This window comes from Streptomyces virginiae (assembly GCF_040638905.1).
GTDB classification, from domain to species: domain Bacteria; phylum Actinomycetota; class Actinomycetes; order Streptomycetales; family Streptomycetaceae; genus Streptomyces; species Streptomyces virginiae_B.
The window spans coordinates 234,985-257,540 of sequence record NZ_JBEZYV010000001.1 but is presented as its reverse complement, the minus strand read 5'-3'; the positions used below and the strand labels follow the sequence as shown (position 1 = coordinate 257,540).

Genomic DNA, 22,556 nt, shown 5'->3' with positions numbered 1-22,556 from the left:
GTGCGAGCGCACCCTTTGAGCCGACTCCTACTGGTCCGTACGCAGCAGTTCGGCGACCTCCGCGTCCACCCGCCGGGCCATCGCCCGCGCGAACTCCGTGGCCACGACCTCGCTGGCCACCGGCCGCAGGGCCTTCACCGCCGCCGTGATGTGCTGGAGCCGGCTGGCCGAAAGCAGTTCCAGTCCCTCCGCACCGATCACATGCCGCCGGAACAGGCCGACGAACCGGTCCGCGAGCGCGGCCGCCTGCGCCTGTACGAACTCCCCGGCGTCCAGGATCTCCGCCAGCGGCACCCCCTGCCGCACCAGCGCCAGCGTCGCCTCCAGCAGACGCCGGCTCGGGTACGTGACCAGGTCGCCGTCGACCGTGAGGTAGCCGAGCTCCGCCGCACGCCGGGTGTCCTCGGCGGTGGCCGTCGGGCCGAACAGCTCGCGCAGCGCGGCCCGGGTCATCGTCACCGGCTCGTCCTGCACCCAGTCGCGGGTCATCTCCTGCTCCAGACCCAGCAGTTGGGACAGGCCGCCGCCGTCTTCCCACGCGCCGAGCAGCTCCGAGATGCCGTTGACCGTGTAGCCGCGCCCCAACAGGTCGTTGATCAGCCGCAGCCGGGTCAGGTGGTCGTCGGAGTACCAGGCGATCCGGCCCTCCCGGCGCGGCGGCGGGAGCAGCCCGCGCTCCTGGTAGTAGCGCAGGTTGCGCACCTTGACGCCGGCCGCCCGGGCCACGTCCTCCCGGCGGTAGCGCCCGCCACCGCTTCCGTCCTCCACCTGGCTGCTCACGCGCCAGAGTGTAGGACGTACCGGCAGGTCACATAGGGCGTGCGGGCCGCGGACGTTCCTCCTTGACCGCCCGCAGGACCACGAACTTCGGCTCGCTCGCGACGACTTCGCTGTTGCCGAAGAGCCGGCGCAGGTGGGTGTGGTAGCCCATGTGCCGGTTGGCGACGACCCACAGCTCGCCGCGGGGGCGCAGCACCTTGCGCGACTGGGCGAACATGCGCAGCGCCGTCGCGTCCGTGGTGGCCTGGTGGGAGTGGAAGGGCGGGTTGCACAGGATCAGGTCGATCGAGCCGGGGTCCAGCATGGCGACGCCGTCACCCACGAGGAAGTCGGCCCGCTCGCGCTCGCGGTGCACGTTGGCGCGGAACGTCGCCTTCGCCGAGGCGACCGCCTGGTACGACTCGTCGGTGAACACGATCTCGGCCCGCGGGTCCGCGACGGCGACGGCCGTGCCGACGATGCCGTTGCCGCAGCCCAGGTCCACGACCCGGGCGCCGTTGGTGTTGGTCGGGATGCTCTGCAGGAAGAAGCGGGTGCCCACGTCGAGCCGGTCGGCGCAGAAGATGCCGGCGTGGTTGACGGCGGTCAGGCCGGCGCCCGAGCCCGCGTCCTGGTCCAGCTTGTACGTCACCGGCCACGGGTCTTCGCCCCGCGTCGCGGTGGCGGCGCCCGGCGTGCAGAAGATCAGCCGGGCCTTCTTCTCGGCGAGCGAGGTCCTGGTCGGGCCGAGGATCCGCTCGAAGAGGTTGAGGGTGGAGGTGTGGATCTCCTTGACCATGCCCGTGCCGACGACGACGGTGCCCGCGTGCACGTGCGGCGCCAGCCGGTACAGCTGGTCCTCCAGCAGCGCCAGGCTCTTGGGTACGCGCACGAGGAGTACGTCGATCCGCTCGGGCGGCGGGTCCTGCGTGGTCAGGAGCCGCACCGTGGACTTGGCGGTGCCGATCCCGGCCCGGTCCAGGTTCGCCGCGGTACCGGCCCGGGAGAGGTAGGAATCGGTGATCTGCGTCGGGCGGTACGCGGCCAGCGCCGTCGTCAGCGCTCCCCAGCGGTCACCGAGGATGGTGATCTGCCCGGCGCCGGCCAGGTCCACCGGACCGTGTTCCCCCGTACCGGAGTCGAGGTGGCGCAGCAGGTACTCGTCGGCGGCGTCCCAGGCGCGGAGCCGGTCGCGCGGGTCCTCGGGGAAGCGGGTGAGCTCGTAGGAGCCGAAAGGCGTGGTCAGACGGTTCATCGTGCCCCCAGGCTAACCGAGGAGGCCGCCCGGCCCCGCACGCACGGGCCGGGCCGTCGCAGTACGGCGGCTACTCGGGGAACTCGCCGGCCATCGCGGCCGCCATCCGCAGGTGGGGACGGGCCTCGCCGGGCCGCCCCATGCGCTCCAGAGTGCGACCGAGCATGAGCCGGGCGTAGTCCTCCACCGGCCAGCGCTCCAGTACGGCGCGCAGCTCGCGCTCGGCGCGGGAGAGCTGGGCGGAGTGGTAGTAGGCACGGGCCAGCAGCAGCCGCGGGGCGAGCTGCTCGGGGGCCCCGCCCGCCAGCGGCTCCAGGATGCGGGCGGCCGTCGCGTACTCCCGCGCTTCGAAGAAGAGCTGGGCGCGCGCCCAGCGCTCGGCTGCCGTCCCGTGCTCGAAGTACTCCTCCGGCGCGTTCATCGTGTTCCTTCCGCCGTTCAGGTGGTTCGTTCAGGTGGTTCGTCCGCTGCCTCGAACACGCTTGGCCTCCGGAACATTCCACTCAACACGGCCGCCCCGGCGGGGCTAGGTTGTGCCCATGAGCAATCTCGATCGCCAGCCCGCTCTCTCCGCCTGCGGCGGCCGCGGATTCGTCGTGGCCGAACCGGTGCGCGAGCTCCTCAGCCCGCGCACGGTCAAGCTGGGGGAGTCCACCGAGGTACGCCGACTCCTGCCGAACCTGGGCCGCCGCATGGTGGGCGCCTGGTGCTTCGTGGACCACTACGGTCCGGACGACATCGCCGACGAGCCCGGCATGCAGGTCGCGCCGCACCCGCACTCCGGGCTCCAGACGGTGAGCTGGCTCCACGAGGGCGAGGTGCTGCACCGTGACAGCGTCGGCAGCCTGGAGACGATCCGCCCGCGCGAGCTGGGCCTGATGACCTCCGGCCGCGGCATCAGCCATTCCGAGGAGAGCCCGCGCCCGCACGCGCGTTTCCTGCACGGCGCCCAGTTGTGGGTGGCCCTGCCCGACGCCCACCGCAACGTGGAACCGCACTTCCAGCACCACGCGGACCTGCCGCGGGTGACGGCCCCGGGCCTGACGGCGACGGTGATCCTCGGCACCCTGGACGCGGCCACCTCGCCCGGCACGGCGTACACCCCGATCGTGGGCGCGGACCTGGCCCTGGCGGCGGGCACGCAGACCCGCCTCCCGCTGGACCCGGACTTCGAGTACGCCGTCCTGTCGATGTCGGGCGAAGCCCACGTCGACGGCGTCCCGGTCCTCCCGGGCTCGATGCTCTACCTCGGCTGCGGCCGTACGGAACTCCCCCTGCGCGCAGCCTCGGACGCGGGCCTGATGCTCCTGGGCGGCGAGCCGTTCGAGGAGGAGATCGTGATGTTCTGGAACTGGATCGGACGGTCCCAAGAGGACATCGCACAGGCCCGCGAAGACTGGATGAACGGGACCCGCTACGGCGAGGTCAAGGGCTACGACGGCCCTCCGATTCCGGCTCCAGAGCTTCCCACAACTCGCCTGAAACCTCGGGGTCGTGTGCGCTGACCTCTGTTGATGCCGGAAGCGGGATCGCGTGAGTGCGAGCCCGTCGCCGCCCCCGCCCCCGCAGCGGAGGCTGTCATAGCCGCCGACGCGTCGCCTCAGCCCGCGCCCGGCGCGACCCCGCCCCGCACCCCGCTGATCGCCTGCGCCGCCGCCGAACTCGGCGGCACCGCCGCGCTGGTCGCGGTCGTGGTCGGCTCCGGTATCCAGGCCACCGAACTCACCCAGGACGTCGGCCTGCAGCTGTTGGCGAACTCCCTGGCCACCGTCTTCGGCCTCGGCGTGCTCATCACCCTGCTCGGCCCGGTCTCCGGTGCCCACTTCAACCCGGCCGTCACGTTGGCCGAGTGGTGGACCGCCCGCCGCGGCGGCGCCGGCGTCACCCCCCCCGCGAGCTCGCCGTGTACGTGCCGTCTCAGATCGCCGGTGCGATCGCGGGCGCCATCCTCGCGGACGCGATGTTCGGCGAGCCGCTGGTGAAGTGGTCCACCCACGACCGCTCCGCCGGAAACCTACTCCTCGGCGAGGTCGTGGCGACCGCCGGCCTGATCCTGCTGATCTTCGGCCTGGCCCGCACCGACCGGCTCCGGTTCGCACCCGTCGCCGTCGCCTCGTACATCGGTCCGCGTACTGGTTCACCTCCTCCACCTCCTTCGCCAACCCGGCCGTGACCATCGGCCGCGCCTTTACCGGCACCTTCGCGGGCATCGCCCCCGCATCGGTGGCGGGCTTCATCGCCATGCAGCTGGTGGGTGTGGTTGTGGGCCTGGCCCTGGTGGCGGTCATCTTCATGCGCTCCAAAACCGACAGCGGGCAGTCCGCCGCATGACGCGGCACGCGGACGTGGTGGTCGTCGGCGGCGGCCAAGCAGGGCTCGCCGCCGGCTACTACCTGCGCCGGGCGGGCATCGACTTCACCGTCTTCGACGCCCAGGCCACCCCCGGTGGGGCCTGGCAGCACGGCTGGGACTCCCTGCACTTGTTCTCGCCCGCCGCCTACTCGTCCCTGCCCGGACGCCTCATGCCGGCCCAGGCAGAAAAGACCTTCCCGGACCTGGGGCACGTCCCGGAGTACCTCGCCGACTACGAGAAGCGGTACGAGCTCCCCGTCCAGCGGGGTGTGCGCGTCGAGACCGTCCACGACGACGGACCCTTCCTCCGTGTCGAGACGGACTCCGGCACGTGGACGGCCCGGGCCCTGATCAGCGCAACCGGCACCTGGGGGCGCCCCTGCCCTGGCCGTGCTGGCCGCCGTGGTGGTCGCTCTGTTCACCTCCGGCACCTCGGATGCCGTCCGCCTGGACATCGGCTCGGACGCTACGTTCGGCGGTGTGCTCCAGGCCGCCGGCCTGCTGTTCTTCGCGTTCGCCGGGTACGCGCGCATCGCCACCCTCGGCGAGGAGGTCCGCGACCCGGCCCGCACCATCCCCCGGGCCATCCCGCTGGCCCTGGGCATCACCTGGGGCGTCTACGTCCTCGTCGCGGTCGCCGTCCTGACGGTGCTCGGCCCCGTGAAGTTGGCGGGCGCGACCGCACCGCTGTCGGACGCGGTCCGGGCGGCGGGTGTGGACTGGCTGGCTCCGGTCGTGCGCGTCGGCGCTGCCGTCGCCGCGCTCGGCTCGCTCCTGGCGCTGATCCTCGGCATCTCCCGCACCACCCTCGCCATGGCCCGCGACCGGCACCTGCCGCACGCCCTTGCCGCCGTCCACCCGCGGTACAAGGTGCCCCACCGCGCCGAACTCGTGGTCGGGGCGGTGGTGGCCGTGCTCGCGGCGACGACGGACGTACGCGGGGCGATCGGCTTCTCCTCCTTCGGCGTACTGGCCTACTACGCCATCGCCAACGCCTCTGCCTGGACACTCAGCCCGGCCGAGGGCCGCCCCGCCCGGATCATCCCGGTGGCCGGCCTGGCCGGCTGCCTGATCCTGGCCTTCGCCCTGCCCCTCTCCTCCGTGATCTCCGGTGCCGCTGTGCTGGCGGTCGGCGCCGCTGCCTACGGCATCCGCCGTACGGTCACCGGGCGCCGGGAAGCGTAGCCCGGCCACTCGCCACACCGGAGATACGCAGAGCCGTCGACGCCGGTCTGCCCCGCGGGACGATGTCGCCAACCGGTACATCCCCGACGGCAGAGAGACATCGTCGTATGACGCAGCTCAATGACTGGCAGACCCGGCTGACCTCCACGGACGCGCCCTCGGCGACGATCCTCATCCGCCTCTACGTCGGGGCGGTATTCCTCTTCGAGGGCATTCAGAAGTTCCTCTACCCCGACCAATTGGGCACCGGCCGCTTCGACAAGGCCGGCATCCCGGCCCCAGGGTTCTTCGGCCCCCTGGACGGGGTCTTCGAGATCGGCTGCGGCGTGCTGATCCTGGCCGGACTGCTCACCCGGCTCGCCGCCGTCCCCATGGTCGTCGACATGGTGGGCGCCCTGCTCATTACCAAGCTGCCCATCCTGTGGGGCAACGCGCCGCTGTTCACCGGCAAGTCAGGCTGGTGGGCCTTCATCCACGAGTCCCGCACCGACCTCGCCCAACTGTGCGGCAGCCTCTTCCTGCTGATCGTGGGCGCGGGTGCCTACTCGCTCGATGCTCGTATGCGTCGACCGTCCACCGGCATCCCGGCGGCGGAGCCGCAGCCGGCTCGGCACTGACGCAGTAGGACCTCGGGTCGGCCAGCAGCGCCAGGCCCGGATTCAGCTTGGCCGCGATGCCGCCGGAGAGCTGGTCCGGGCCGGTGCTGGTGTAGTGCTCGAAGCAGACGCCGACCGTCTCCTGGCCGCACCGGAGGGAACCATGTGCTCCGCCCGCGACCGGGCCAGCCTCATCTGTGCCCTGTACGAGCGCCTGGACCGGCTCACCGTGGGCGCGCCCTCACCCGTCAGGGCGCCGGTCCGGCTGGTCGCTGAAAGTCAGTCAGCGATGGTGAGTGAGCGAAGGTCAGCGTCCAGCATGCGGATCAACTCGCCAACGCGTCCGCCGCCACTCGGCGCTGCCGGGAAGCGTTTGAGTACGTCGATGACGACTGGTGTCGCACGATGCACCGTCTGCCTGATGCTTTCGGCACCAACGGTCCGGTCCTCGCCGGCGACGAGTTCGGCTGCTCTGGCCGCGTAGGCGCCGGCTCCGAGGATGTGCTTGACCTGGGTGGCCTTGGCCAAAGGATGCAGGTAGGCGGCTCCTGCCGCAGACATCGCTGCCCACGCTGCCTCTCGGGCAGCGGCAGTGTCCGCGTCCTTGGCCGCTTTGAGGGCGGCGGATGCGGTGTCGCGCAGCGACTTCCCGCGTTCGCCGCCCCGAGCGAACTCCCACGCGGCACTGATGGCGTCTCGAGGCCGTGAGTCGTCCGGCTGATCGGCCTCGAACACCTCAAGCGCCGCCTCAGCACAGGCCGCAGCGAACGCGGCGATCTCACGAAGGTCCTGCTTGGTCAGAACGATCTCGCTTCGGTCCGGGGCGGCTCGGCTGCCGTTGCTGTCGACCCGTGGCCTTGCGATCGCAGTGAGGAAGTCGTCGAGCATGGCGATCTGTACATCTTCAGGGAATCGGCCGGGGTCGAAGAGGGCCTGCACGACGAGGCCGTGCGTGAAGGCGACGGCGGCTGCCGCCAGTTGTTCCGGATCGGCGTCCGCGGGCAGCTGGCCGAGGTCGCGCGCGGACTCGAAGTGGGGGCTGATGGCCGAGCGGAGGCGGGTGTATCGGTCGGCCTGCTGCCTGGCCAGTTCCTCGTCGGCGAGGGAGAGGTCCCAGGAACTGACCCAGATGCGGTTGCGGGCAGTGTCGTCCGAGGTCAGCGGCAGAATGTCCAGGAGGGCGGCGCGTACGGTGGCGAGGCCGGGTCCGGGACGTGCGCGGCGGGGCCTGTGTGCGGTGCGGTGCTCCAGCAGGTCCAAGGCATGTTGGATCAGGGCTCGTTTCGTCGGGAAGTAGTGCATGAGCATTCCGGTCGAGACGTCCATGGTGGCGGCGACCGCACGCAGGGTCAGGCCACCGAATCCCTTCTCGGCCATGACGCGCCAGACCGCCTCGGAAACGTCCTGGCGGCGGGCTTCTCGGTCTCCGGGTGCGGGTGGCATGCTGCTAGCTTACGTACCGAACGCTTGTTACGCACCCGAGAGTGAGGCTTCCATGTTCACCATGCCGCTCGGCGACCGGGCCCAACTCAGCTCCCTCGAGCCTTGGCAGGCCGAGGAATTCCTCGCTCATATGGACCGCGCACGGGACATTGTGGATCCGTGGATACCCTGGGCTGCGTTGAGCACCGACGGTGACTCGGCTGCGGCCACCCTCCAGCGCTATGCCGACCGTGCGGCCCTGGACACCGGCCGGATCTACGGGATCTGGCTCGACAGCACACTGGTCGGCGGGGTGATGTTCACCCGCTTCGACAGTGCCTCCGGGGTCTGCGAGATCGGCTGCTGGCTGGAGCGGGCGGGGGAGGGGCGGGGTCTGGTCACCCGGGCCTGCCGGGCGTTGATCGACTGGGCCTTCCGTACACGGGGGATGAGCCGCGTCGAATGGTGGGTCGCGGCGGGCAACACCCGCAGCGTCGATGTCGCACGCCGGTTGGGCATGACCCGTGAAGGAGTGCTGCGGCGGCGCTCTGCCCACCGCGGTGTGCGGCACGACAGCGAAGTCTGGTCAGTCCTTTCCGAGGAATGGCCCTGCCCCGGTGAGGCGTCCGAAGCGCCCGAGGCCGGTGTCAAGGCCGAGCTCGATCGGCTGATGGCAGTGTTCGCCGGCGCGTTTACCAACACCCGCGGCAGACGTCCTGATCTCGACGTCATCCGCGACGTCTTCATCCCCCAGGGCAGGATCATCTCGAACGTCGGGGGCGAGCCCGTGATCTACGACCTCGACGCCTTTATCGAACCCCGCCAGAAGATGCTCACGGACGGAACGCTGACGGAGTTCTCCGAATGGGAGGTATCCGAAAGTACCGAGATTCTCGGATCGATAGCGCACCGGCTCAGCCGATACCGCAAGTCCGGCATCCACCATGGTGAGGCGTTCCAGGGCTCCGGCCACAAGACCACCCAGTTCCTTCGAACTCCGGCAGGATGGCGTATCGCCTCGCTGGCCTGGGACGACGTGGCGGCAACCACTACGGCATGACTACACGGTCAAGCGCGAGTGCGCTCCCCGGCCGGCGGCGCCGGTGAGCGCACCGGCAGCCCGCCAGTCGGTGGGCGCGCTCACCGACTGCGTGCGTGACGGGCGCGGACACATGGTGGTCGGATATCGAAGGACTGGTGGAGGAGGCCGGACGGCTGATTCGGGATCAGGCGTGGGCCGTGACGCCCGCTGACCGTACCGTCGCGGCAAAGGCCGCCGCCCACCTGCACGCCGCCGTGGGCACCCCGCATCCCCAGCAGGCCCTCCCAGGGGGTGCCGACTGGAACAGCAGCAAAGGCGCGATCCGCCGGCTCCAAGCCGACCTCACCCCCATCGCCGCAGCCTGACAACAGACGGCATGGCCACGAGCTCGTTTAGGAACCGGTCATCCATGCCTGCCGACGCGGCCTCCGCCTCGGGCGGTGTCGCTATGTTCCCGCTGGTCAGAGATGCAATCCGACATGATCGGAGTCACACTGCTTCTCTTGCAGCCTCAACTCATGCGGCGGCGCGGCGCAGTGTGAACCAGAAAGTCGGGACCGGGTTCGTGCCCGGCGTCACGTCAGCCAGCTGCCACCCAGCGAACCTGGTGTTGAGTTCGTCCGCAGTGACGCCGGACCACGAGTCGTCAAACGCCCCGGGCCCGTACCCGAACATCAGCAATCGTGCACCGGGGGCGGCACGCTTGGTGACGCCGGCGGCGTAGCCGTCGCGGCGGTGCGGTGGAATCCCGCAGTAGCAGCTCAGGTCGAAGAACAGGTCGTACGGCCCGGGCGCGCCCACCTCGTCGAGTCGGGTGGCGTCCGCGCACAGCACCGTGATGTCCGCTCCGGCCGCGGCGGCCTTCTCCCTCGCCTGCCGGACTGCGCGGTCGACCAGGTCGATGGCGGTCACCTGCCAGCCGTGCTGGGCCAGGTACACGGCGTTGGTCCCGGTGCCACAGCCGAGTTCGAGCACCCGGCCCGCCATTAACGCGCCGGGCCCCTCTATCAGAGCCACGAGCTCGGGCGGCGTGACACCGCTGTCCCACGGCGGCTTACCGTCTCGGTAGAAGTCCTCCAACACACCGCGCACAGAAGCCTCTTGGTCGAGCTCTGCAGCAGTCCGAGTCTCACTCATCGCTACCCTCCAAGAAATTAGAGTCCACCTCTAATGTTTGACTCTAGAGATAGACTCTCGGCATGGATGTGGTCAAGGGATCCGACGGACAGAACGTCAAGCGCCCCGACAAGAGGGTTGAGCGCTCGCGGCGTACCCGCGAGAAGATCGTTGCGGCGGCGCGGGAGCTGTTCGTCGCGCAGGGGTACGGTGCGACAAGCCTTCAGGAGGTTGCGGATCGCGCGGGCGTGGCAGTCCAGACCGTGTACTTCGTGTTCCGCAACAAGCGCGCGCTGTTCAAGGACGTCGTCGACACGTCGATCGCGGGCGACGCCGAGCCGGTCTCCACGATGGACCGAGACTGGTTCCGCGCGGCGTGCGCCGAACCCACTGCGGCCGGGCAACTGCGCATCCACGTGCGGGGTGTACGCGACATCCTTGGCCGTGTCGCCCCGATCATGCCGCTGATCGCGGCTGCGGCGGCCACGGACCCGGAGATCGCCGCGCAGTGGCCCGCCGGCCCTGACCCGCGCTATACCGTCCAGCACGCCGCAGCGAAGGCATTGACCTCCAAGCCCGACGCGCGCCCCGACGTCGATACCGCCCGCGCCGCCGACCTGCTGTACGGGCTGCTCAGTCCGGAGCTATACCTGATCTTTGTCCGCGACCGGGGCTGGTCCCCCGACGCCTGGGAAGAGTGGGCCTGCGTGGCCCTGACTACCCACCTCTGCACCGACCACGAGTAGGCCACCCGGGACGATGCCCTGGCGGTTCGCTCCCGTTCCTCCCGGGAGGCCGAACGCTTCAGGCTCCGCGCGGGTCCGAAGAGCCGGTGCGTGGGGCGCCTGGCCCATCCAGGGCGGGGACCGGGAGCTGGCCGAGTCCCTCGGCTACGCCTGGTCGCGGCGGAACTAGTCATCACCCATCTGGCGCCGGCGCCCGGGCTCCTACGTCTTTCCCCTGCAACGAGCTTGGGCCAACCGTAGTGTCCGCACACCGCAGTTGGGAACGCCAAGGCGGTTGATCGGCCGTAAGTCACAGACGGTAACCTGCGCACGGTCGTCACTGCGACCCTTCCCGTGCCGTATCTGATCCATGGGGGTCACCATGTCCACACCACCGTCCTACCAGCAGCCCTATGGGCAGCCCCAGCAGCCGGCGCCTGTGGGCCCGAACCGGCCGCGGCAAGGGAACGTGCTCCAGCTGCTGCTCACCATGGTCATCTTCCTGGCGATAGTTGGTGGTGTCGGCTACTGGGTGTACGACTACAACACCAACCCCAACGGCGGCCAGGCGAAGAAGGAAGCCGCGGCTGTCGCCCAGCACGAAGAGGACAAGACTCACGAGCCGAAGGTCGGCGACTGCGTCAAGGTGCAGGACCCGCAGGGCAAGCCGGTGCCGACGATTGTCGACTGCGGTTCGGCGGAGGCCCAGTACAAGACCGGCGAGATCCTGCCCGGCGAGGGCATGAAGTGCGGGCCGAAGTTCGACTACGGCATCCAGCACACGGCGTCCCGCGGGTTCGACTACACCATGTGCTTCACCAAGCTCTGACCCACCGGTCCGGGTTCCTGCCGCCGCCCGCTCCCGTAGGCGCCGGCCGGAGAGTGGTCAAACGGTTGATCGCCTCGTCCTCCGTGGCGAACCCCGACTCCTCGGCCTGTCTGCCGCCGGTGTCCCTGTAGCGGGCCTTGTAGGGGTGGGGGCACTTGGCCCACCGGGAGGGGAGTGCTCGCACTCCTTGAAGAAGCTGCCCATGCCTCGTGGGAGCGTCTTGGCGGCCATCGCTGAGGCGTCCTCGGATTCCGATGCTGACAGTTTGCTGACCGTCAGCGATCCGGAACCTATTTGACCTGCGAAAACGTCGTGCTGCACCGAGATGTACTGGAACTGGATCGGGCGCTCCAACGAGGAGATCGTGCAGGCGCGCACGGACTGGATGGAAGGCACGAGGTACGGCGAAGTGAAGGGCTACGACGGCCCTCCGATCCCTGCTCCGCAACTCCCGCCGGTGCCCCTGAAGGCACGCGGACGGGTGCGCTGACCTGCTTGTTCGTAGAGGACGAGGTCGGGTGCGATGCTCGCTCCCGACCCCCGTGGTGTCCGACAGGTGGGCCGGAATCGGCTCAACTCTAGGCTGGACGGTCGAGAGGCAGGGCGAGGTTTGCAGCCGGCCGGCCTCCCGACGCTGCCGGGGCAATTGGTGCGGGTCTGGGAGTGGTCATGCGCGCGAGAGCGGCGCATGTCTCGCAGACCGCCCACCAGGTGGCTGAGCGGCAGACATCCGAGACACGCCAACAGAAGGACCGTCGCTACGGCCCAGCGAGCATGAGAGCCCGTCACGTTTGTCATGGTGGCCTGCTTCATGAAGGAGAGATGCCACACATAACGCGATCACGCGCACAAAGTGACGAAGTGAATCACTTCATGGGTTGTCCACCTTCCTCCTCGCTCTCCCGGTTCCTCCTCGCTCTTCCGGCCGGAGCCGCCGTCGACCGGTATGCGAAACGGGCCTTGATGGAGGGCACCGACCCCGGCTGGCGCCGCCGTCGTCACCGCGGGTCCCGAGCAGCCGCGTGGTCAGTGTGCCCGGGGGGAGGGGTGCCATTCGATGAGCAGGATCGTCGCGTCGTCGTGCAGGTGGTGCTGGTGGTGGGTGAGGACGTTGCGGACGAGGCGGCGCAGTGCTTCGGGGGCGTTGTCGCCGGAGGCGGTGGAGCGGATGACGGTGTCGGCGAGGCGTTTCTCGCCGAAGAGGTCGCCCTCGGGGGAGCGCGCTTCGGTGATGCCGTCGCTGTACATCAGGACGCGGTCCCCGGGCTGGAGCCGCAGGTGTTCCTGTGCCGGAGGGTCGGGGGTGTGGAAGCCGAAGCCCAGGGGGAGATGGGCCGGGCGTTCGAGGGCGTTCTGCAGAACGTGGCCGTCGCGGATGAGGAGCGGCGGCGGATGGCCGCAGTTGATCCAGGTGAAGTCCCCTTGCACGGTGTCGAGTTCGGCGATGACGGCGGTCATGAGCCGGTTCGGAATCCACTGGGCCAGGGTGCGGTCGATGGCGCAGGCGATGTGGGGGAGGTTGCCGCCCGAGCGGCGGGTGGAGCGGCACGCGGCGAGAGCGGCGGCGCTGGCGCCCCCGGAAGCGAGGTCGTGGCCCATCGCGTCGACCAGCGTCAGGTGAAGGACCTCGTCGATGAAGTTGTGGTCGAAGGCGTCGCCCCCGATGTCGTACGCCGGCTCCAGTACGGCGGAGGAAGTGGCCAGGTCGGTGCCGATGGTCCGGGGCGGCAGGAACGCCCACAGCAGTTCGGCCTGGAGGGTCACCGGCCGTACGCGCTGCCGCTGGACGAGCGGGTCGTGGTGGGTGGACTTCGATACCACCAGGAGGGTGGCCAGGCTCGCCAGCGCCCGGCCGGCCTCCGGCAGCCCGGGGTCGGGGCTGGAGGTGAGGGCCTGCATGACGCCGATCCGCTCGACGCCGTCGACCATGGGGAACCAGCTCGTGTCCCCGCCACGCGTCGACTGCACTTCCTGGGTGCGGTAGGCCAGACCGGCGAGGGAGTTGTCCACGTCGAGACCTTCCCGTTCCTCGGCCGTGAGGTCGGGCTGGGGCAGCGGCAGCAACCGCCGCTGCTGCAGGTCGGCCAGGTAGAGACGGGTCCGCATGATCCCGAGCCGGCGGGCGGCCTCGCCGATCACCCTGGGCAACTGCAGTGCGGACGCACCGTGGGAGCGCTCGAGCACCCAAGCGAGAACGGGCCCCAGACCCTCCGGCCCCGCCGGGACGGTCTCCTCCGCGGTCACTGCCGCGCTGCTTCCGCAGCGTCACGAGCCATCGCGCGCCTCGATTCCAACCGGCGGCCCCTGCTCCATCCTCGTCCTCCCTCGCCGCGAAAGCGACCGGCACGGCGGGACGGATTCCGGCGGTGGGGGGCCCGGGGCGGGTGAGACCTTTCCGTCCCGCGTGTCCCGGGACAAGCGAGACGGAGCGTTGTGGGGGAGCCTGCGGCAAGGCCGTGCCGGCCACCGCCGGCGGCATGCTTCCCGCCGCCCTCACCCCACGAGGCGTCCCGCTGCCCCTACGCGGCAAGGTGCCCGCGGACGCTGAGCAGGACGAGTGACGTGAGAGCCCGCCGGCCTGATGGCCGCCGTATCCGCCGGCGTGTGCGACTGGGCCGGGCAGGAACGGGCAGGGGCACAACGGAGGGCGTCGCCCAGTGCGCCCCTGGACCCGTCGAAGCCTTCGGAGCCGACCCATGCCCCTCCCCCTCGTGCACCTGGAGCTGAACGGTCCGGGTGCCGCGGCTGCTGCCAGGAGTGCAGCGCGCGGCTTCCTGCGGCCGTCCCACGCGGGTGCCCGCGCGTTCACGCCCGTCGCATGCGATACGGCCCTGTTGGTGATCAGCGAGCTGGTCACCAACGCCGTCCGCCACACGTCCGGGGGCTGCGTGCTGGAATTGCACAGGACACCCGACGGCGGGCTGGACGTCGATGTCAGCGACACCAGTAGTGCCGATCCCCGACTCAAGAACCCCGGTCAGCGGGGTGAAGGCGGATGGGGTTGGCACCTCGTCAACCGACTCGGCACAGAGGTCGACGTGCGTCACCTCGGGGAACAGGGCGGCAAGACCATCCACGTCCACCTGGGCCGCACCTAGGCCTTCTCTTGGCTCAGGGGGTCTCGCGAGGTCGATTCGAGGCCACTTCGATCCCCCTTGTCGACGGGTCGCAGGTCTACGGCCTGTCCTAGTACGGAGGCAGGCCCTCACCGCCGCGGCGCCCGTCGGATGAGCGGCGGAGCCTGCCCTGCTGTCCGGGGGCGTGGGCGTGGCGTCGGTTTCCACGGCAGTTGATCTCCGCCGCGGTACTGGCCCGCGCGATGATCCGTCCCGCGTGCAGTGCCCCAGGACGTCGACGTGCGGGTCGCAGACCCCGGCCCACCGCCTGACCGTCCCTGCTGGGGTGATCAAAGAACGGGCGGGTAGCCGCAGGACATGCTCACGGTGGGAGTCGAGGAAGAGTACTTGCTGGTCGGCCCAGCGGGCATCCCCGCTCCGCTCGTGGAAGAAGTGCGCGGTACGGCCGGTATCGGTCTCCTCGCGGAGGAGGGCGAGGTGCAGGAGGAGCTGCTCCAGGCCCAGATCGAGGTAGCCACCCCCGTCTGTCGCCGGCTTGATGAGGTCGGAGGCCATCTGCTGCGGCTGCGACACGCCCTGGCATCGGCTGCCGAGGTGCACGGCTGCCGGATCGCGGCGACGGGAGCGGCGCCGGTGCGAGGAACCTCGGCCGTGCCGGTCACGCGTAAACCCAGGTACTTGCGGATGCAGGGCGAGGCGCGACAACTGGTCGACGAGCAGCTGATCTGCGGGATGCACGTCCACGTGGGCATTCCCGACGCGGACACCCGGGTGGCCGTGCTGAATCGGATCCGGCCGTGGCTCCCGACCCTGCTGGCCGTGTCCGCGAACTCGCCGTTCTGGGACAGTCGGGACACCGGCTTCGCAAGTTGGCGCACCGTCGTCTTCGGCCGGTGGCCGGTCAGCGGTCCGCCCCCGCACTTCGCCGGGCTCGCCGATTACGGGCGGCGCCTGGACGCGCTCGTGCAGTCCGGTGTGATCGCCGACCGAGGGCAGGTGTACTGGCAGGCCAGGCTGTCCGACCGGTACCCCACCGTGGAGGTCCGCTGCCCCGACGTCCAGCTCCGGGCCGACGACGCGGTGATGATCGCCGGCATGGTTCGGGCACTGGTCGCCACGGCGATTGCCGACGAGAAGACCGGAAAGCCACCTCCACCGCCGTGCCCTCCGGAAATCCTGCAGGCGGGCAACTGGCATGCGGCCCGCCACGGCCTGAACAGCACGCTCTTGGACCTCACCGGCCACCCGCACAGCAGTGGTGACGTCGTGCATGCGCTCATGCACTACATCGCACCAGTCCTGGAGGACGCCGGGGATCTGCGGGAGGTGAGCGCCCTGGCGCACCGCCTGCTGCGCGAGGGCACTCCAGCAGATCGGCAGCGGCGTGCCCTGGCCGAGGGCGGCCTGCCGATCCTCCTGGCACTGATCACCGACGCGGCACCCACCGCCTGACACCCCGCTTCGACCACCGCGCTGCGTTCTGTCCACGCCTCACGCCTGCGGTCTGAGACGTGCGCCCGCTCGGTGCGGACGAGGCTCGCCGCACCGGCCCTGCGCGACAGCTTCGCACCTGGCGGTACGGCACGAGGCACGGTGCCGATGCACCAGCGGCTGTCCATGCGTAGGTGGGGGAATAAGGGGCTGGGGCCCGGCGAGAGTCTGCCGGAACCCGAATGCATCGATGCCGAATCCACCGTGCTGGAGGCGGCGCAGAAGATGGCACGCCTCGACATCGGTGCGCTGCCGATCTGCGGTACCGACCACAAGCTCAAGGGCATGCTCACCGACCGGGACGCCGACGACGACGCCTCCGAGATCCTCCGCGCCATGTCCGAGCACCACGTACGGCGGCTGCCAGTGATCGATGGTCACGACTTGGTCGGCATCGTCGCCCAGGCTGATGTGGCCCGTGCCCTGCCCGATCCCCAGGTCGGAGATCTCCTCGAAGCCATCTCCAGCTGAGGAACGCTGCCGCGGACGACACGCCGGCCCCAGCGCGTGCAGCCCCGCAGCGGAGCTGATGGCGGCAGTGGCCCGGGTGACGGTGGACCTGGTGACGGCCCGGGCGACCGGCTCGCCGCCCAGCGGACAGCGGGCCGGCCGGCGACTACGGCACCCGGACCGGCGTATCGCGGCCGGATCACTCGCCGGACCCGTACGAGAACCGTTCGCCGGTCGGGGCGAGTACGAGCGGGGCGGCCGACCGGCGTCATGACCCAGCAGTCCAGTCCCTGCCCGCCCCATGGACGCGGCCGGGTACCCGGAAAGGAACGCCGGCGCCGCCTGGTGGCCTAACCCCGCGCGCCCGGTGCCCGGCCCCTGCGCAGAGTGAGTCCCACAAGACGCGACGGCGCCGGCCCCCTCCCCTCCCGGGGCGGCGCCGGCCCGCCGGAACCGAGGGAAGGCAAGGCACAGCATGAACAGCGCCGCACAGGTCGACCTGACGGGCAAGCAGGCTTTGGTCACCGGCGGGGCCCGGGGTCTGGGCGCCGCCATCGCGCGGCGGCTCGCAGCAGCCGGCGCCTCCGTCCTGGTCGCCGACGTACGCAAGGACCTCGCTCAGGAGCTCTGCGCGGACCTCGTCGTGGCGGGCGGCCGTGCCCGCTTCGTCGAGATGGACGTGTGTGACCCCGACGCGGTGGCGGCCGTCCTCGGGGACGTCGAGGCCGACGGCGGTCGGGTGGACGTCCTCGTCAACAATGCGGCCGTCGACGTGTCGAAGTCCGTCGAGCACCTGACCGCGGAGGAAGTCAAGCACGTGGTGACCACCAACCTGCTCGGCCCGATGTACCTGTGCCTGCAGACGTACCGGCGCATGGTGGCCGCGGGCGGGGGCCACATCGTCAACATCCTCTCCACCGCCGCCAACCGGACCTGGACGGAAGCGGGCCCCTACGCGGCGAGCAAGTCCGGGCTGCGGGCGTTCACCCACACCCTGTTCAAGGAGGCGCAGCGGGACTGCACCGGGATCGGTGTCACCGGGATCATCGCCGGCGGAATGGAGACCGCCTTCATCATGGACCGGTTCCCGGAAGCCGACACCGCGCTGCTCCAGAGTCCGGAGATCGTCGCCGACACGGTCATGTACGCGCTGTCCGTGCCCGCCGGGAGCGTGGTCGGGGAACTGGTCGTGGTGCCCCGTCGTGAACCCTCCTGGCCCTGACGGGAGGCGCGGCCATGATCAGCCCTTTGAGCTTTTCCCCCACCACGGCGGTGGTCACCGGCTCCGACTCCGGAATCGGCCGCGCCGTCGCCGTGCATCTGGCCACGGCCGGACTGGACGTCGGCATCACCTGGCACGAGGACGAAGAGGGAGCCGAGCGCACGGCGCACGAAGTTCGGGCGCGCGGCCGGCGCGCCGTGCTCGCCCGGCTCGACCTCACCGACCTTCCCGCCGCCGCCGACGTCATCGACCGGCTCGCCGAGGGACTCGGGCGCATCGACGTGCTCGTGAACAACGCGGGCACCGGAACCGCCATCCCTTTCCTGAGCCTGGACCTGGCCACTGTTCGCCAGGTCCTCGACGTCGACCTCGTGGGCCCGCTGTTGTGCGGTCAGCGGGCGGCCCGACACATGATCAGGCAGGGCACAGGCGGCCGGATCGTCAACGTCACCTCCGTCCACGAACACCAGCCGCGCGTCGGCGCCGGCCCCTACTGCGCCGCCAAGGGCGGACTGGGACTCCTCACGCAGGTGATGGCACTCGAACTCGCCGAACACGGAATCACCGTGAATGCCGTGGCTCCCGGAGAGATCGCGACCCCCATGACCGGCCAGGAGGACGAGGACGTGCGTACCGAACCCCGGCCGGGCATTCCCGCCGGCCGGCCGGGCGACGCCCACGAGGTCGCCGCCGTCATCGCCTTCCTGGCGGGAGCCTCAGCTTCCTACGTCACCGGCGCCTCCTGGACAGTGGACGGCGGCATGCTGCGGATGGGACCCATGGCCGGGTCGCACATGGACCACGACCGGTGGCGCCGGCCCTGAGGGCCGCCCCCACCCGGCGCCCCGACGACGCACTGAGGCAGGCGCGGGAGCACGGCGCGCCGTGCGGGCCGGCGGCGGCGTGCCCGCCGAACCGGCGACCGACTCGGTCGTGGAGGCTCAGCCGCTGGCAGATACGGCCCGGCGGCTGACCTGCTGCCCCACACCGGCCCGGTCGGCGCGAGTTCGTGGCAGCCGGCTGCTAGCTTCGCCCGGTAGCAGCGGACTGACGGCGGGAGGACCACCCGGTGGGCGGCGCGGGAAGCACGTACCAGGGCGTCGGACAGCGCGCGTACATCGGTTCGTTCGCCTCCGGCGGAGGCCGCGGGATCACCACGGCGGCCGTGGACCCCGTCACGGGGGCGCTCACCGTGCTGAGCGTTGCCGACGGTCCCGGCCCCGCGGACGCCTCGTGCCTGGCCCTGTCCGTCGACCGGCAGGTGCTCTACTCCGCCGGCGGAACCGATCACGGGCTGGCGGCCGCATACCGGATCACCGCCGACGGTCTCGCCCCGCTCGGACGGCCCGTCCCCGTCGACGGCCTGGGTCCCGCACACATGAGCGTCGTCGGGGACCGGCTGCTCATCGCCAACTACGATTCGGGCAGCGTGAGCAGTCTCCCGGTCTCGCGCGACGGCGGGCTGGAGGGCCCCGCCGCCGTCCTCGGCCACCGCGGCCGCGGGCCCGACCCCGAACGACAGGCCGGCCCGCACGCCCACTGCGTGACGCCCGATCCGAGCGGCCGCTGGGTGCTCAGCGTGGACCTCGGCACCGACTCGGTGCGCGTGTGCGCGCCCGATCCGGCCGGCGGGCCCCTCCGCGTACGTACCGAGACGCCGCTGCGGCCCGGAAGCGGTCCCCGGGAAGTGGTCTTCCACCCTCGCGGGGACGTGGCGTACGTGGTCCACGAGCTGGAACCGCAGGTGACCGTATGCCGGTGGGACGCCGGCTCCGGGAGCCTGTACCCGACCGGGGAGGTCGCGCTGGGCTCGGGCGACGACGCGGCGGACGCCAGGGAGTACCCGTCGGTGGTGCTCGTCCCGGGAGACGGCCGCTGCGTCTGGGCGGCGATCCGGGGCAGCAACCTCATCACCACCCTGTCGCTGTCCGACGGCCCCGAGAAGCCGCGGATCACGGATGTCGCGAACTGCGGAGGTCACTGGCCGCGGCATCTGGCGGCCGGCCCGTCGGCGCGCCATCTGTACGTGTCCAACGAGTGGTCCGGTGACGTCACCTGGTTCGAAACCGATCCCGACAGCGGGCGGCTCCACCTGGCGGGCAGGCTCGACGTCCCGGCCGCCGCCTGCGCCGTCCTCGCCTGAACACGGCCGCCCTGAACACGGCCGCTGTCACCCGGTTGCCCGCTCCCACGTGCCGGTCCACCCCGGCTCCAGCAGGCTGAGGGGCGTATCTGCGGGGTTCATCGCGGTACGAGCGGGCCCGGCTCTCGCTGCTCCCGGTTCCTGCGTCCCGCTGTGCCCCTGACGGACGAGGAGATCACCATGGGCTCATCGCACGCGCCGCGATGGGAGCACGCCGTAGTCACCGGCGGTGCGGGCTTCGTCGGCTCCCACCTGTGCTCAGCCCTGCTGGCAGCGGGGACCGCCGTCACCTGCGTCGACGACTTCAGCACCGGGCGGCCCGAGAACATCTCGGAACTGGTCGACCATCCCGGGTTCACCCTGCAGGAGACGAACGTCTCGCGACCCTTCAGCGTACGGAGGGACCCGGACCTCGTTCTGCACCTGGCCTCCCCGGCTTCCCCCTCCGACTACCTCCGGCTGCCGCTCCACACGTTGGAGGCAGGGAGCCTCGGCACGCGCAACGCCCTGGAGCTGGCACATCGCAGCGGGTCCCGCTTCGTCCTCGCCTCCACGTCCGAGGTCTACGGGGATCCGCAGGAGCACCCCCAGAACGAGCGGTACTGGGGGCACGTCAACCCCGTCGGCCCGCGCAGCGTCTACGACGAGGCCAAACGCTTCGGCGAGGCGTTGACCAGCGCCCACGCCTCGGCCCTGGGCACGGACGCGTGCATCGTGCGGCTGTTCAACACCTATGGCCCGCGCATGCGGGGCTACGACGGGCGCGCCGTGCCCACCTTCATCCGCCAGGCGCTCGCGGGCACCCCGCTGACCGTCACGGGTGACGGCCTGCAGACCCGTTCGCTGTGCTACGTCGAGGACACCGTCGCCGGCATCCTCGCGGCCGCCGACCACGGGATGCGGGGGCCCGTGAACCTCGGCAACCCCGACGAGCTCACCATGCTCGAGCTGGCCCGCTGGATCGTCGAACTGACCGGTTCCTCCTCGGAGATCACCTTCATCGAGCGGCCCACCGACGATCCGACCGTGCGCTGCCCGGACATCACACTGGCGCGGGACAAGCTCCAGTGGGAGCCGCGAGTGGCGGCAGAGGACGGGCTGCGCCGCACCATCGCCTGGTACCGCGCGCATTGCGACGACTGATCCCTTCGGGCTCCCTCGTACGTTCGCCGGCTGCTGTGCCTCCTCTGCGCGGCCCCGCCCGGCACCCCCACCCGAAAGGTCTCTTCCGCGATGCGCATTCTCGGAATCAACGCGCTCTTCCACGACCCGTCCGCCGCACTCGTCGTAGACGGCCGTACGGTCGCCGCCGCCGAGGAGGAGCGGTTCTCCCGTCGCAAGCACGGCAAGCGGCCGGTGCCCTTCTCCGCCTGGGAACTGCCCGAACAGGCCGCGGCCTGGTGCCTGAAGCGTGCCGGTCTGCGTCCGCAGGACCTCGATGCCGTGGCGTACTCCTACGACCCCGCTCTGGCGCGGCCGGCCGACGCCATGGGTCTGGACGACCCGTGGGACCACCTCCGCCAGACGTACGCGCGCGAGGCCCCGGGTTTCCTGGCCACCGCCCTGCCCGGCCTCGACCCCGGCCTCGTGCGCTTCGTTCCGCACCACATGGCACATGCCGCGTCCGGCGCGTTCGCGGCCGACGGCGCGGACCGCAGTTCCGTCCTGGTCCTGGACGGACGCGGTGAACGCGCCTCGCACCTGGCGGCCCGCCGCCTGGGCGACAGGCTGGAGCCGCTGTACGCGCAGGACCTCCCGCACTCGCTCGGACTCGTCTACGAGGAACTCACCGAGCACCTGGGCTTCTTGAGGTCCTCCGACGAGTTCAAGGTGATGGCACTCGCCTCCCACGGAAGCCCGCGGATGCTCGCCGAGCTCCGCCGCTACGTGTACCCCACGGGCGACGGCGGCTTCCACGCCACCGGCGTCCCTTGGGGCGAGTTCTGCCCACCCCGCGGCGCGGACGAGCCGTGGACCGGAGCCCACGCCGATCTCGCCGCGAGTGCCCAGGCCGTCCTGGAAGAGACGCTGCTCGACCTGGTCCGCTGGCTCCACGGCCGCACCCACGACCACGTGCTCACCCTCGCCGGGGGCGTCGCGCTGAACTGCGTGGCCAACTCCCGCATCGTGCGCGAGGGCCCGTTCTCCCGCGTGTGGGTGCAGCCCGCCGCCGGAGACGCGGGAACGGCGCTCGGTTCCGCCCTGCTCCTCGCCGCCGGAGCGGGGGACGCCCCCGAGCCCATGGCCGGCGCGGATCTGGGCCGCGACTGGTCGGACGCGGAACTCGGTGCCTGGCTCAAGACGGCGGGAGTCCCCTTCGAGAGGCCCCAGGACATCGCGGTCACCGTCGCGGAGTCGCTCGCCGACAACGCCATCGTGGCCTGGTTCCAAGGCCGTTCGGAGTTCGGGCCGCGGGCCCTGGGACACCGCTCGCTGCTGGCCCATCCCGGGCACGCGGGGAACCTGGAGCGCCTCAACGACGTCAAGGGCCGTGAACAGTTCCGCCCCGTGGCCCCGATGGTGATCGCCGAGCGGGCGTCCGAGATCTTCGACGGACCGCTGCCCAGTCCGTACATGCTGTTCGTGCACGACGTGGCCGCCGATTGGCGCGAGCGCATCCCCGCGGTGGTCCACGTCGACGGCACGGCCCGCATCCAGACCGTGGATCCGGAGCGCGAGCCGCTGGTGGCACGCATGCTCACCGAGTTCGAACGGTGCACCGGACTGCCCGTCGTCGTCAACACCAGCCTGAACACCGCCGGCCGGCCGATGGTCGACGACCCCCGGGACGCCCTGGAGTGCTTCGGCTCGTCACCGGTGGACCTGCTGGCCATCGGGCCCTACGCCGTGCGCCGGGACGGCATCTTCCGTACCGCCGAGGAAGGTTGACCG

At 70.9% G+C, this 22,556-nt stretch carries 19 protein-coding genes and 6 pseudogenes; 18 read left to right on the top strand and 7 right to left on the bottom strand.

What is annotated here, in order from left to right; genetic code table 11:
* Nucleotides 1-27: 27 nt before the first annotated feature.
* The 3 genes from AB0F82_RS01300 to AB0F82_RS01290 all read right to left on the bottom strand — a co-directional run bounded on the left by AB0F82_RS01300 (nucleotide 28) and on the right by AB0F82_RS01290 (nucleotide 2,435).
* Nucleotides 28-780, bottom strand: a complete 753-nt coding sequence (locus tag AB0F82_RS01300; RefSeq protein ID WP_362622478.1) for a MerR family transcriptional regulator — start codon at nucleotides 778-780, stop codon at nucleotides 28-30.
* Between the two features lie 28 nt (nucleotides 781-808).
* The gene (locus AB0F82_RS01295; RefSeq protein ID WP_356810969.1) at nucleotides 809-2,014 is read right to left on the bottom strand and encodes a methyltransferase; all 1,206 of its coding nucleotides are present in this window, start codon (nucleotides 2,012-2,014) and stop codon (nucleotides 809-811) included.
* A gap of 70 nt (nucleotides 2,015-2,084) precedes the next feature.
* Nucleotides 2,085-2,435, bottom strand: coding sequence for a tetratricopeptide repeat protein (locus AB0F82_RS01290; protein ID WP_362622475.1), 351 nt, complete (start codon nucleotides 2,433-2,435; stop codon nucleotides 2,085-2,087).
* A 118-nt stretch (nucleotides 2,436-2,553) separates the two neighbouring features.
* On the opposite strand from AB0F82_RS01290, the gene AB0F82_RS01285 reads away from it, so the two are divergent.
* The 5 genes and pseudogenes from AB0F82_RS01285 (at nucleotide 2,554) to AB0F82_RS01265 (ending at nucleotide 6,168) form a co-directional block, all read left to right on the top strand.
* Nucleotides 2,554-3,519, top strand: a complete 966-nt coding sequence (locus AB0F82_RS01285; protein ID WP_362622472.1) for a pirin family protein — start codon at nucleotides 2,554-2,556, stop codon at nucleotides 3,517-3,519.
* A gap of 9 nt (nucleotides 3,520-3,528) precedes the next feature.
* Nucleotides 3,529-4,345: pseudogene (locus AB0F82_RS01280) on the top strand (aquaporin).
* Nucleotides 4,342-4,698 (top strand): annotated as a pseudogene (locus AB0F82_RS01275) (FAD-dependent oxidoreductase); the annotation flags it as partial. The pseudogenes AB0F82_RS01280 and AB0F82_RS01275, both read left to right, overlap by 4 nt.
* 43 nt (nucleotides 4,699-4,741) lie before the next feature.
* Nucleotides 4,742-5,551 (top strand): annotated as a pseudogene (locus AB0F82_RS01270) (APC family permease); the annotation flags it as partial.
* A gap of 107 nt (nucleotides 5,552-5,658) precedes the next feature.
* Nucleotides 5,659-6,168 carry a DoxX family protein gene (locus AB0F82_RS01265; protein ID WP_362623398.1) on the top strand — a complete coding sequence of 170 codons (510 nt, stop codon included), beginning with the start codon at nucleotides 5,659-5,661 and terminating at the stop codon, nucleotides 6,166-6,168.
* Nucleotides 6,169-6,426: 258 nt separating this feature from the next.
* On the opposite strand, the pseudogene AB0F82_RS01260 reads toward AB0F82_RS01265, so the two are convergent.
* Nucleotides 6,427-6,936 (bottom strand): annotated as a pseudogene (locus AB0F82_RS01260) (putative immunity protein); the annotation flags it as partial.
* 63 nt (nucleotides 6,937-6,999) lie between these two features.
* Nucleotides 7,000-7,590 (bottom strand): annotated as a pseudogene (locus tag AB0F82_RS01255) (TetR/AcrR family transcriptional regulator); the annotation flags it as partial.
* A gap of 52 nt (nucleotides 7,591-7,642) precedes the next feature.
* Here AB0F82_RS01255 and AB0F82_RS01250 point away from each other — a divergent pair.
* Both AB0F82_RS01250 and AB0F82_RS01245 read left to right on the top strand, forming a co-directional pair.
* Nucleotides 7,643-8,629, top strand: a complete 987-nt coding sequence (locus AB0F82_RS01250) for a GNAT family N-acetyltransferase (RefSeq protein ID WP_362622469.1) — start codon at nucleotides 7,643-7,645, stop codon at nucleotides 8,627-8,629.
* A gap of 95 nt (nucleotides 8,630-8,724) precedes the next feature.
* Nucleotides 8,725-8,976 (top strand): hypothetical protein, encoded by a 252-nt coding sequence (locus AB0F82_RS01245; protein WP_362622467.1) that lies wholly within the window; start codon nucleotides 8,725-8,727, stop codon nucleotides 8,974-8,976.
* A 151-nt stretch (nucleotides 8,977-9,127) separates the two neighbouring features.
* Here AB0F82_RS01245 and AB0F82_RS01240 read toward each other — a convergent pair whose 3' ends face one another.
* Nucleotides 9,128-9,748 (bottom strand): class I SAM-dependent methyltransferase, encoded by a 621-nt coding sequence (locus AB0F82_RS01240; protein WP_362622464.1) that lies wholly within the window; start codon nucleotides 9,746-9,748, stop codon nucleotides 9,128-9,130.
* A 62-nt stretch (nucleotides 9,749-9,810) separates the two neighbouring features.
* Between AB0F82_RS01240 and AB0F82_RS01235 the strand changes: the two genes are divergently transcribed.
* The 3 genes and pseudogenes from AB0F82_RS01235 to AB0F82_RS01225 form a co-directional block, all read left to right on the top strand.
* Complete coding sequence (locus AB0F82_RS01235; protein WP_362622461.1) at nucleotides 9,811-10,473, top strand: TetR/AcrR family transcriptional regulator; 663 nt, start codon at nucleotides 9,811-9,813, stop codon at nucleotides 10,471-10,473.
* Between the two features lie 361 nt (nucleotides 10,474-10,834).
* A complete protein-coding gene (locus AB0F82_RS01230; RefSeq protein WP_362622458.1) occupies nucleotides 10,835-11,281 on the top strand; it encodes an LppU/SCO3897 family protein in 447 nt (148 codons plus the stop codon).
* A 325-nt stretch (nucleotides 11,282-11,606) separates the two neighbouring features.
* Nucleotides 11,607-11,771: pseudogene (locus tag AB0F82_RS01225) on the top strand (pirin); the annotation flags it as partial.
* A 536-nt stretch (nucleotides 11,772-12,307) separates the two neighbouring features.
* Here the strand turns inward: AB0F82_RS01225 and AB0F82_RS01220 are convergent.
* Complete coding sequence (locus AB0F82_RS01220) at nucleotides 12,308-13,525, bottom strand: PP2C family protein-serine/threonine phosphatase (protein WP_362622455.1); 1,218 nt, start codon at nucleotides 13,523-13,525, stop codon at nucleotides 12,308-12,310.
* Between the two features lie 452 nt (nucleotides 13,526-13,977).
* On the opposite strand from AB0F82_RS01220, the gene AB0F82_RS01215 reads away from it, so the two are divergent.
* From AB0F82_RS01215 to AB0F82_RS01180, 8 genes are all read left to right on the top strand, one after another.
* Entirely contained in the window at nucleotides 13,978-14,379 is a 402-nt protein-coding gene (locus AB0F82_RS01215; RefSeq protein WP_362622453.1) for an ATP-binding protein, read from the top strand.
* Nucleotides 14,380-14,715: 336 nt separating this feature from the next.
* Nucleotides 14,716-15,810 (top strand): carboxylate-amine ligase, encoded by a 1,095-nt coding sequence (locus AB0F82_RS01210; RefSeq protein WP_362622450.1) that lies wholly within the window; start codon nucleotides 14,716-14,718, stop codon nucleotides 15,808-15,810.
* A 165-nt stretch (nucleotides 15,811-15,975) separates the two neighbouring features.
* Complete coding sequence (locus AB0F82_RS01205) at nucleotides 15,976-16,320, top strand: CBS domain-containing protein (RefSeq protein WP_362623395.1); 345 nt, start codon at nucleotides 15,976-15,978, stop codon at nucleotides 16,318-16,320.
* 454 nt (nucleotides 16,321-16,774) lie between these two features.
* Nucleotides 16,775-17,521 carry an SDR family oxidoreductase gene (locus AB0F82_RS01200; protein ID WP_356810964.1) on the top strand — a complete coding sequence of 249 codons (747 nt, stop codon included), beginning with the start codon at nucleotides 16,775-16,777 and terminating at the stop codon, nucleotides 17,519-17,521.
* Nucleotides 17,522-17,535: 14 nt separating this feature from the next.
* Complete coding sequence (locus tag AB0F82_RS01195) at nucleotides 17,536-18,345, top strand: SDR family oxidoreductase (RefSeq protein WP_362622447.1); 810 nt, start codon at nucleotides 17,536-17,538, stop codon at nucleotides 18,343-18,345.
* 245 nt (nucleotides 18,346-18,590) lie between these two features.
* Nucleotides 18,591-19,664, top strand: a complete 1,074-nt coding sequence (locus AB0F82_RS01190; RefSeq protein ID WP_362622444.1) for a lactonase family protein — start codon at nucleotides 18,591-18,593, stop codon at nucleotides 19,662-19,664.
* 180 nt (nucleotides 19,665-19,844) lie between these two features.
* Nucleotides 19,845-20,807, top strand: a complete 963-nt coding sequence (locus AB0F82_RS01185) for an NAD-dependent epimerase/dehydratase family protein (protein WP_362622441.1) — start codon at nucleotides 19,845-19,847, stop codon at nucleotides 20,805-20,807.
* A gap of 90 nt (nucleotides 20,808-20,897) precedes the next feature.
* A complete protein-coding gene (locus AB0F82_RS01180) occupies nucleotides 20,898-22,553 on the top strand; it encodes a carbamoyltransferase family protein (RefSeq protein ID WP_362622438.1) in 1,656 nt (551 codons plus the stop codon).
* Nucleotides 22,554-22,556: the final 3 nt, after the last annotated feature.

Bases quoted from the DNA above. Each gene is read 5' to 3' on its own strand.
- AB0F82_RS01295 (WP_356810969.1), bottom strand. From the start codon at position 2,014: ATGAACCGTCTGACCACGCCTTTCGGCTCCTACGAGCTCACCCGCTTC.
- AB0F82_RS01290 (WP_362622475.1), bottom strand. From the start codon at position 2,435: ATGAACGCGCCGGAGGAGTACTTCGAGCACGGGACGGCAGCCGAGCGC.
- AB0F82_RS01285 (WP_362622472.1), top strand. From the start codon at position 2,554: ATGAGCAATCTCGATCGCCAGCCCGCTCTCTCCGCCTGCGGCGGCCGC.
- AB0F82_RS01265 (WP_362623398.1), top strand. From the start codon at position 5,659: ATGACGCAGCTCAATGACTGGCAGACCCGGCTGACCTCCACGGACGCG.
- AB0F82_RS01250 (WP_362622469.1), top strand. From the start codon at position 7,643: ATGTTCACCATGCCGCTCGGCGACCGGGCCCAACTCAGCTCCCTCGAG.
- AB0F82_RS01240 (WP_362622464.1), bottom strand. From the start codon at position 9,748: ATGAGTGAGACTCGGACTGCTGCAGAGCTCGACCAAGAGGCTTCTGTG.
- AB0F82_RS01235 (WP_362622461.1), top strand. From the start codon at position 9,811: ATGGATGTGGTCAAGGGATCCGACGGACAGAACGTCAAGCGCCCCGAC.
- AB0F82_RS01230 (WP_362622458.1), top strand. From the start codon at position 10,835: ATGTCCACACCACCGTCCTACCAGCAGCCCTATGGGCAGCCCCAGCAG.
- AB0F82_RS01215 (WP_362622453.1), top strand. From the start codon at position 13,978: ATGCCCCTCCCCCTCGTGCACCTGGAGCTGAACGGTCCGGGTGCCGCG.
- AB0F82_RS01210 (WP_362622450.1), top strand. From the start codon at position 14,716: ATGCTCACGGTGGGAGTCGAGGAAGAGTACTTGCTGGTCGGCCCAGCG.
- AB0F82_RS01205 (WP_362623395.1), top strand. From the start codon at position 15,976: ATGCGTAGGTGGGGGAATAAGGGGCTGGGGCCCGGCGAGAGTCTGCCG.
- AB0F82_RS01200 (WP_356810964.1), top strand. From the start codon at position 16,775: ATGAACAGCGCCGCACAGGTCGACCTGACGGGCAAGCAGGCTTTGGTC.
- AB0F82_RS01195 (WP_362622447.1), top strand. From the start codon at position 17,536: ATGATCAGCCCTTTGAGCTTTTCCCCCACCACGGCGGTGGTCACCGGC.
- AB0F82_RS01185 (WP_362622441.1), top strand. From the start codon at position 19,845: ATGGGCTCATCGCACGCGCCGCGATGGGAGCACGCCGTAGTCACCGGC.
- AB0F82_RS01180 (WP_362622438.1), top strand. From the start codon at position 20,898: ATGCGCATTCTCGGAATCAACGCGCTCTTCCACGACCCGTCCGCCGCA.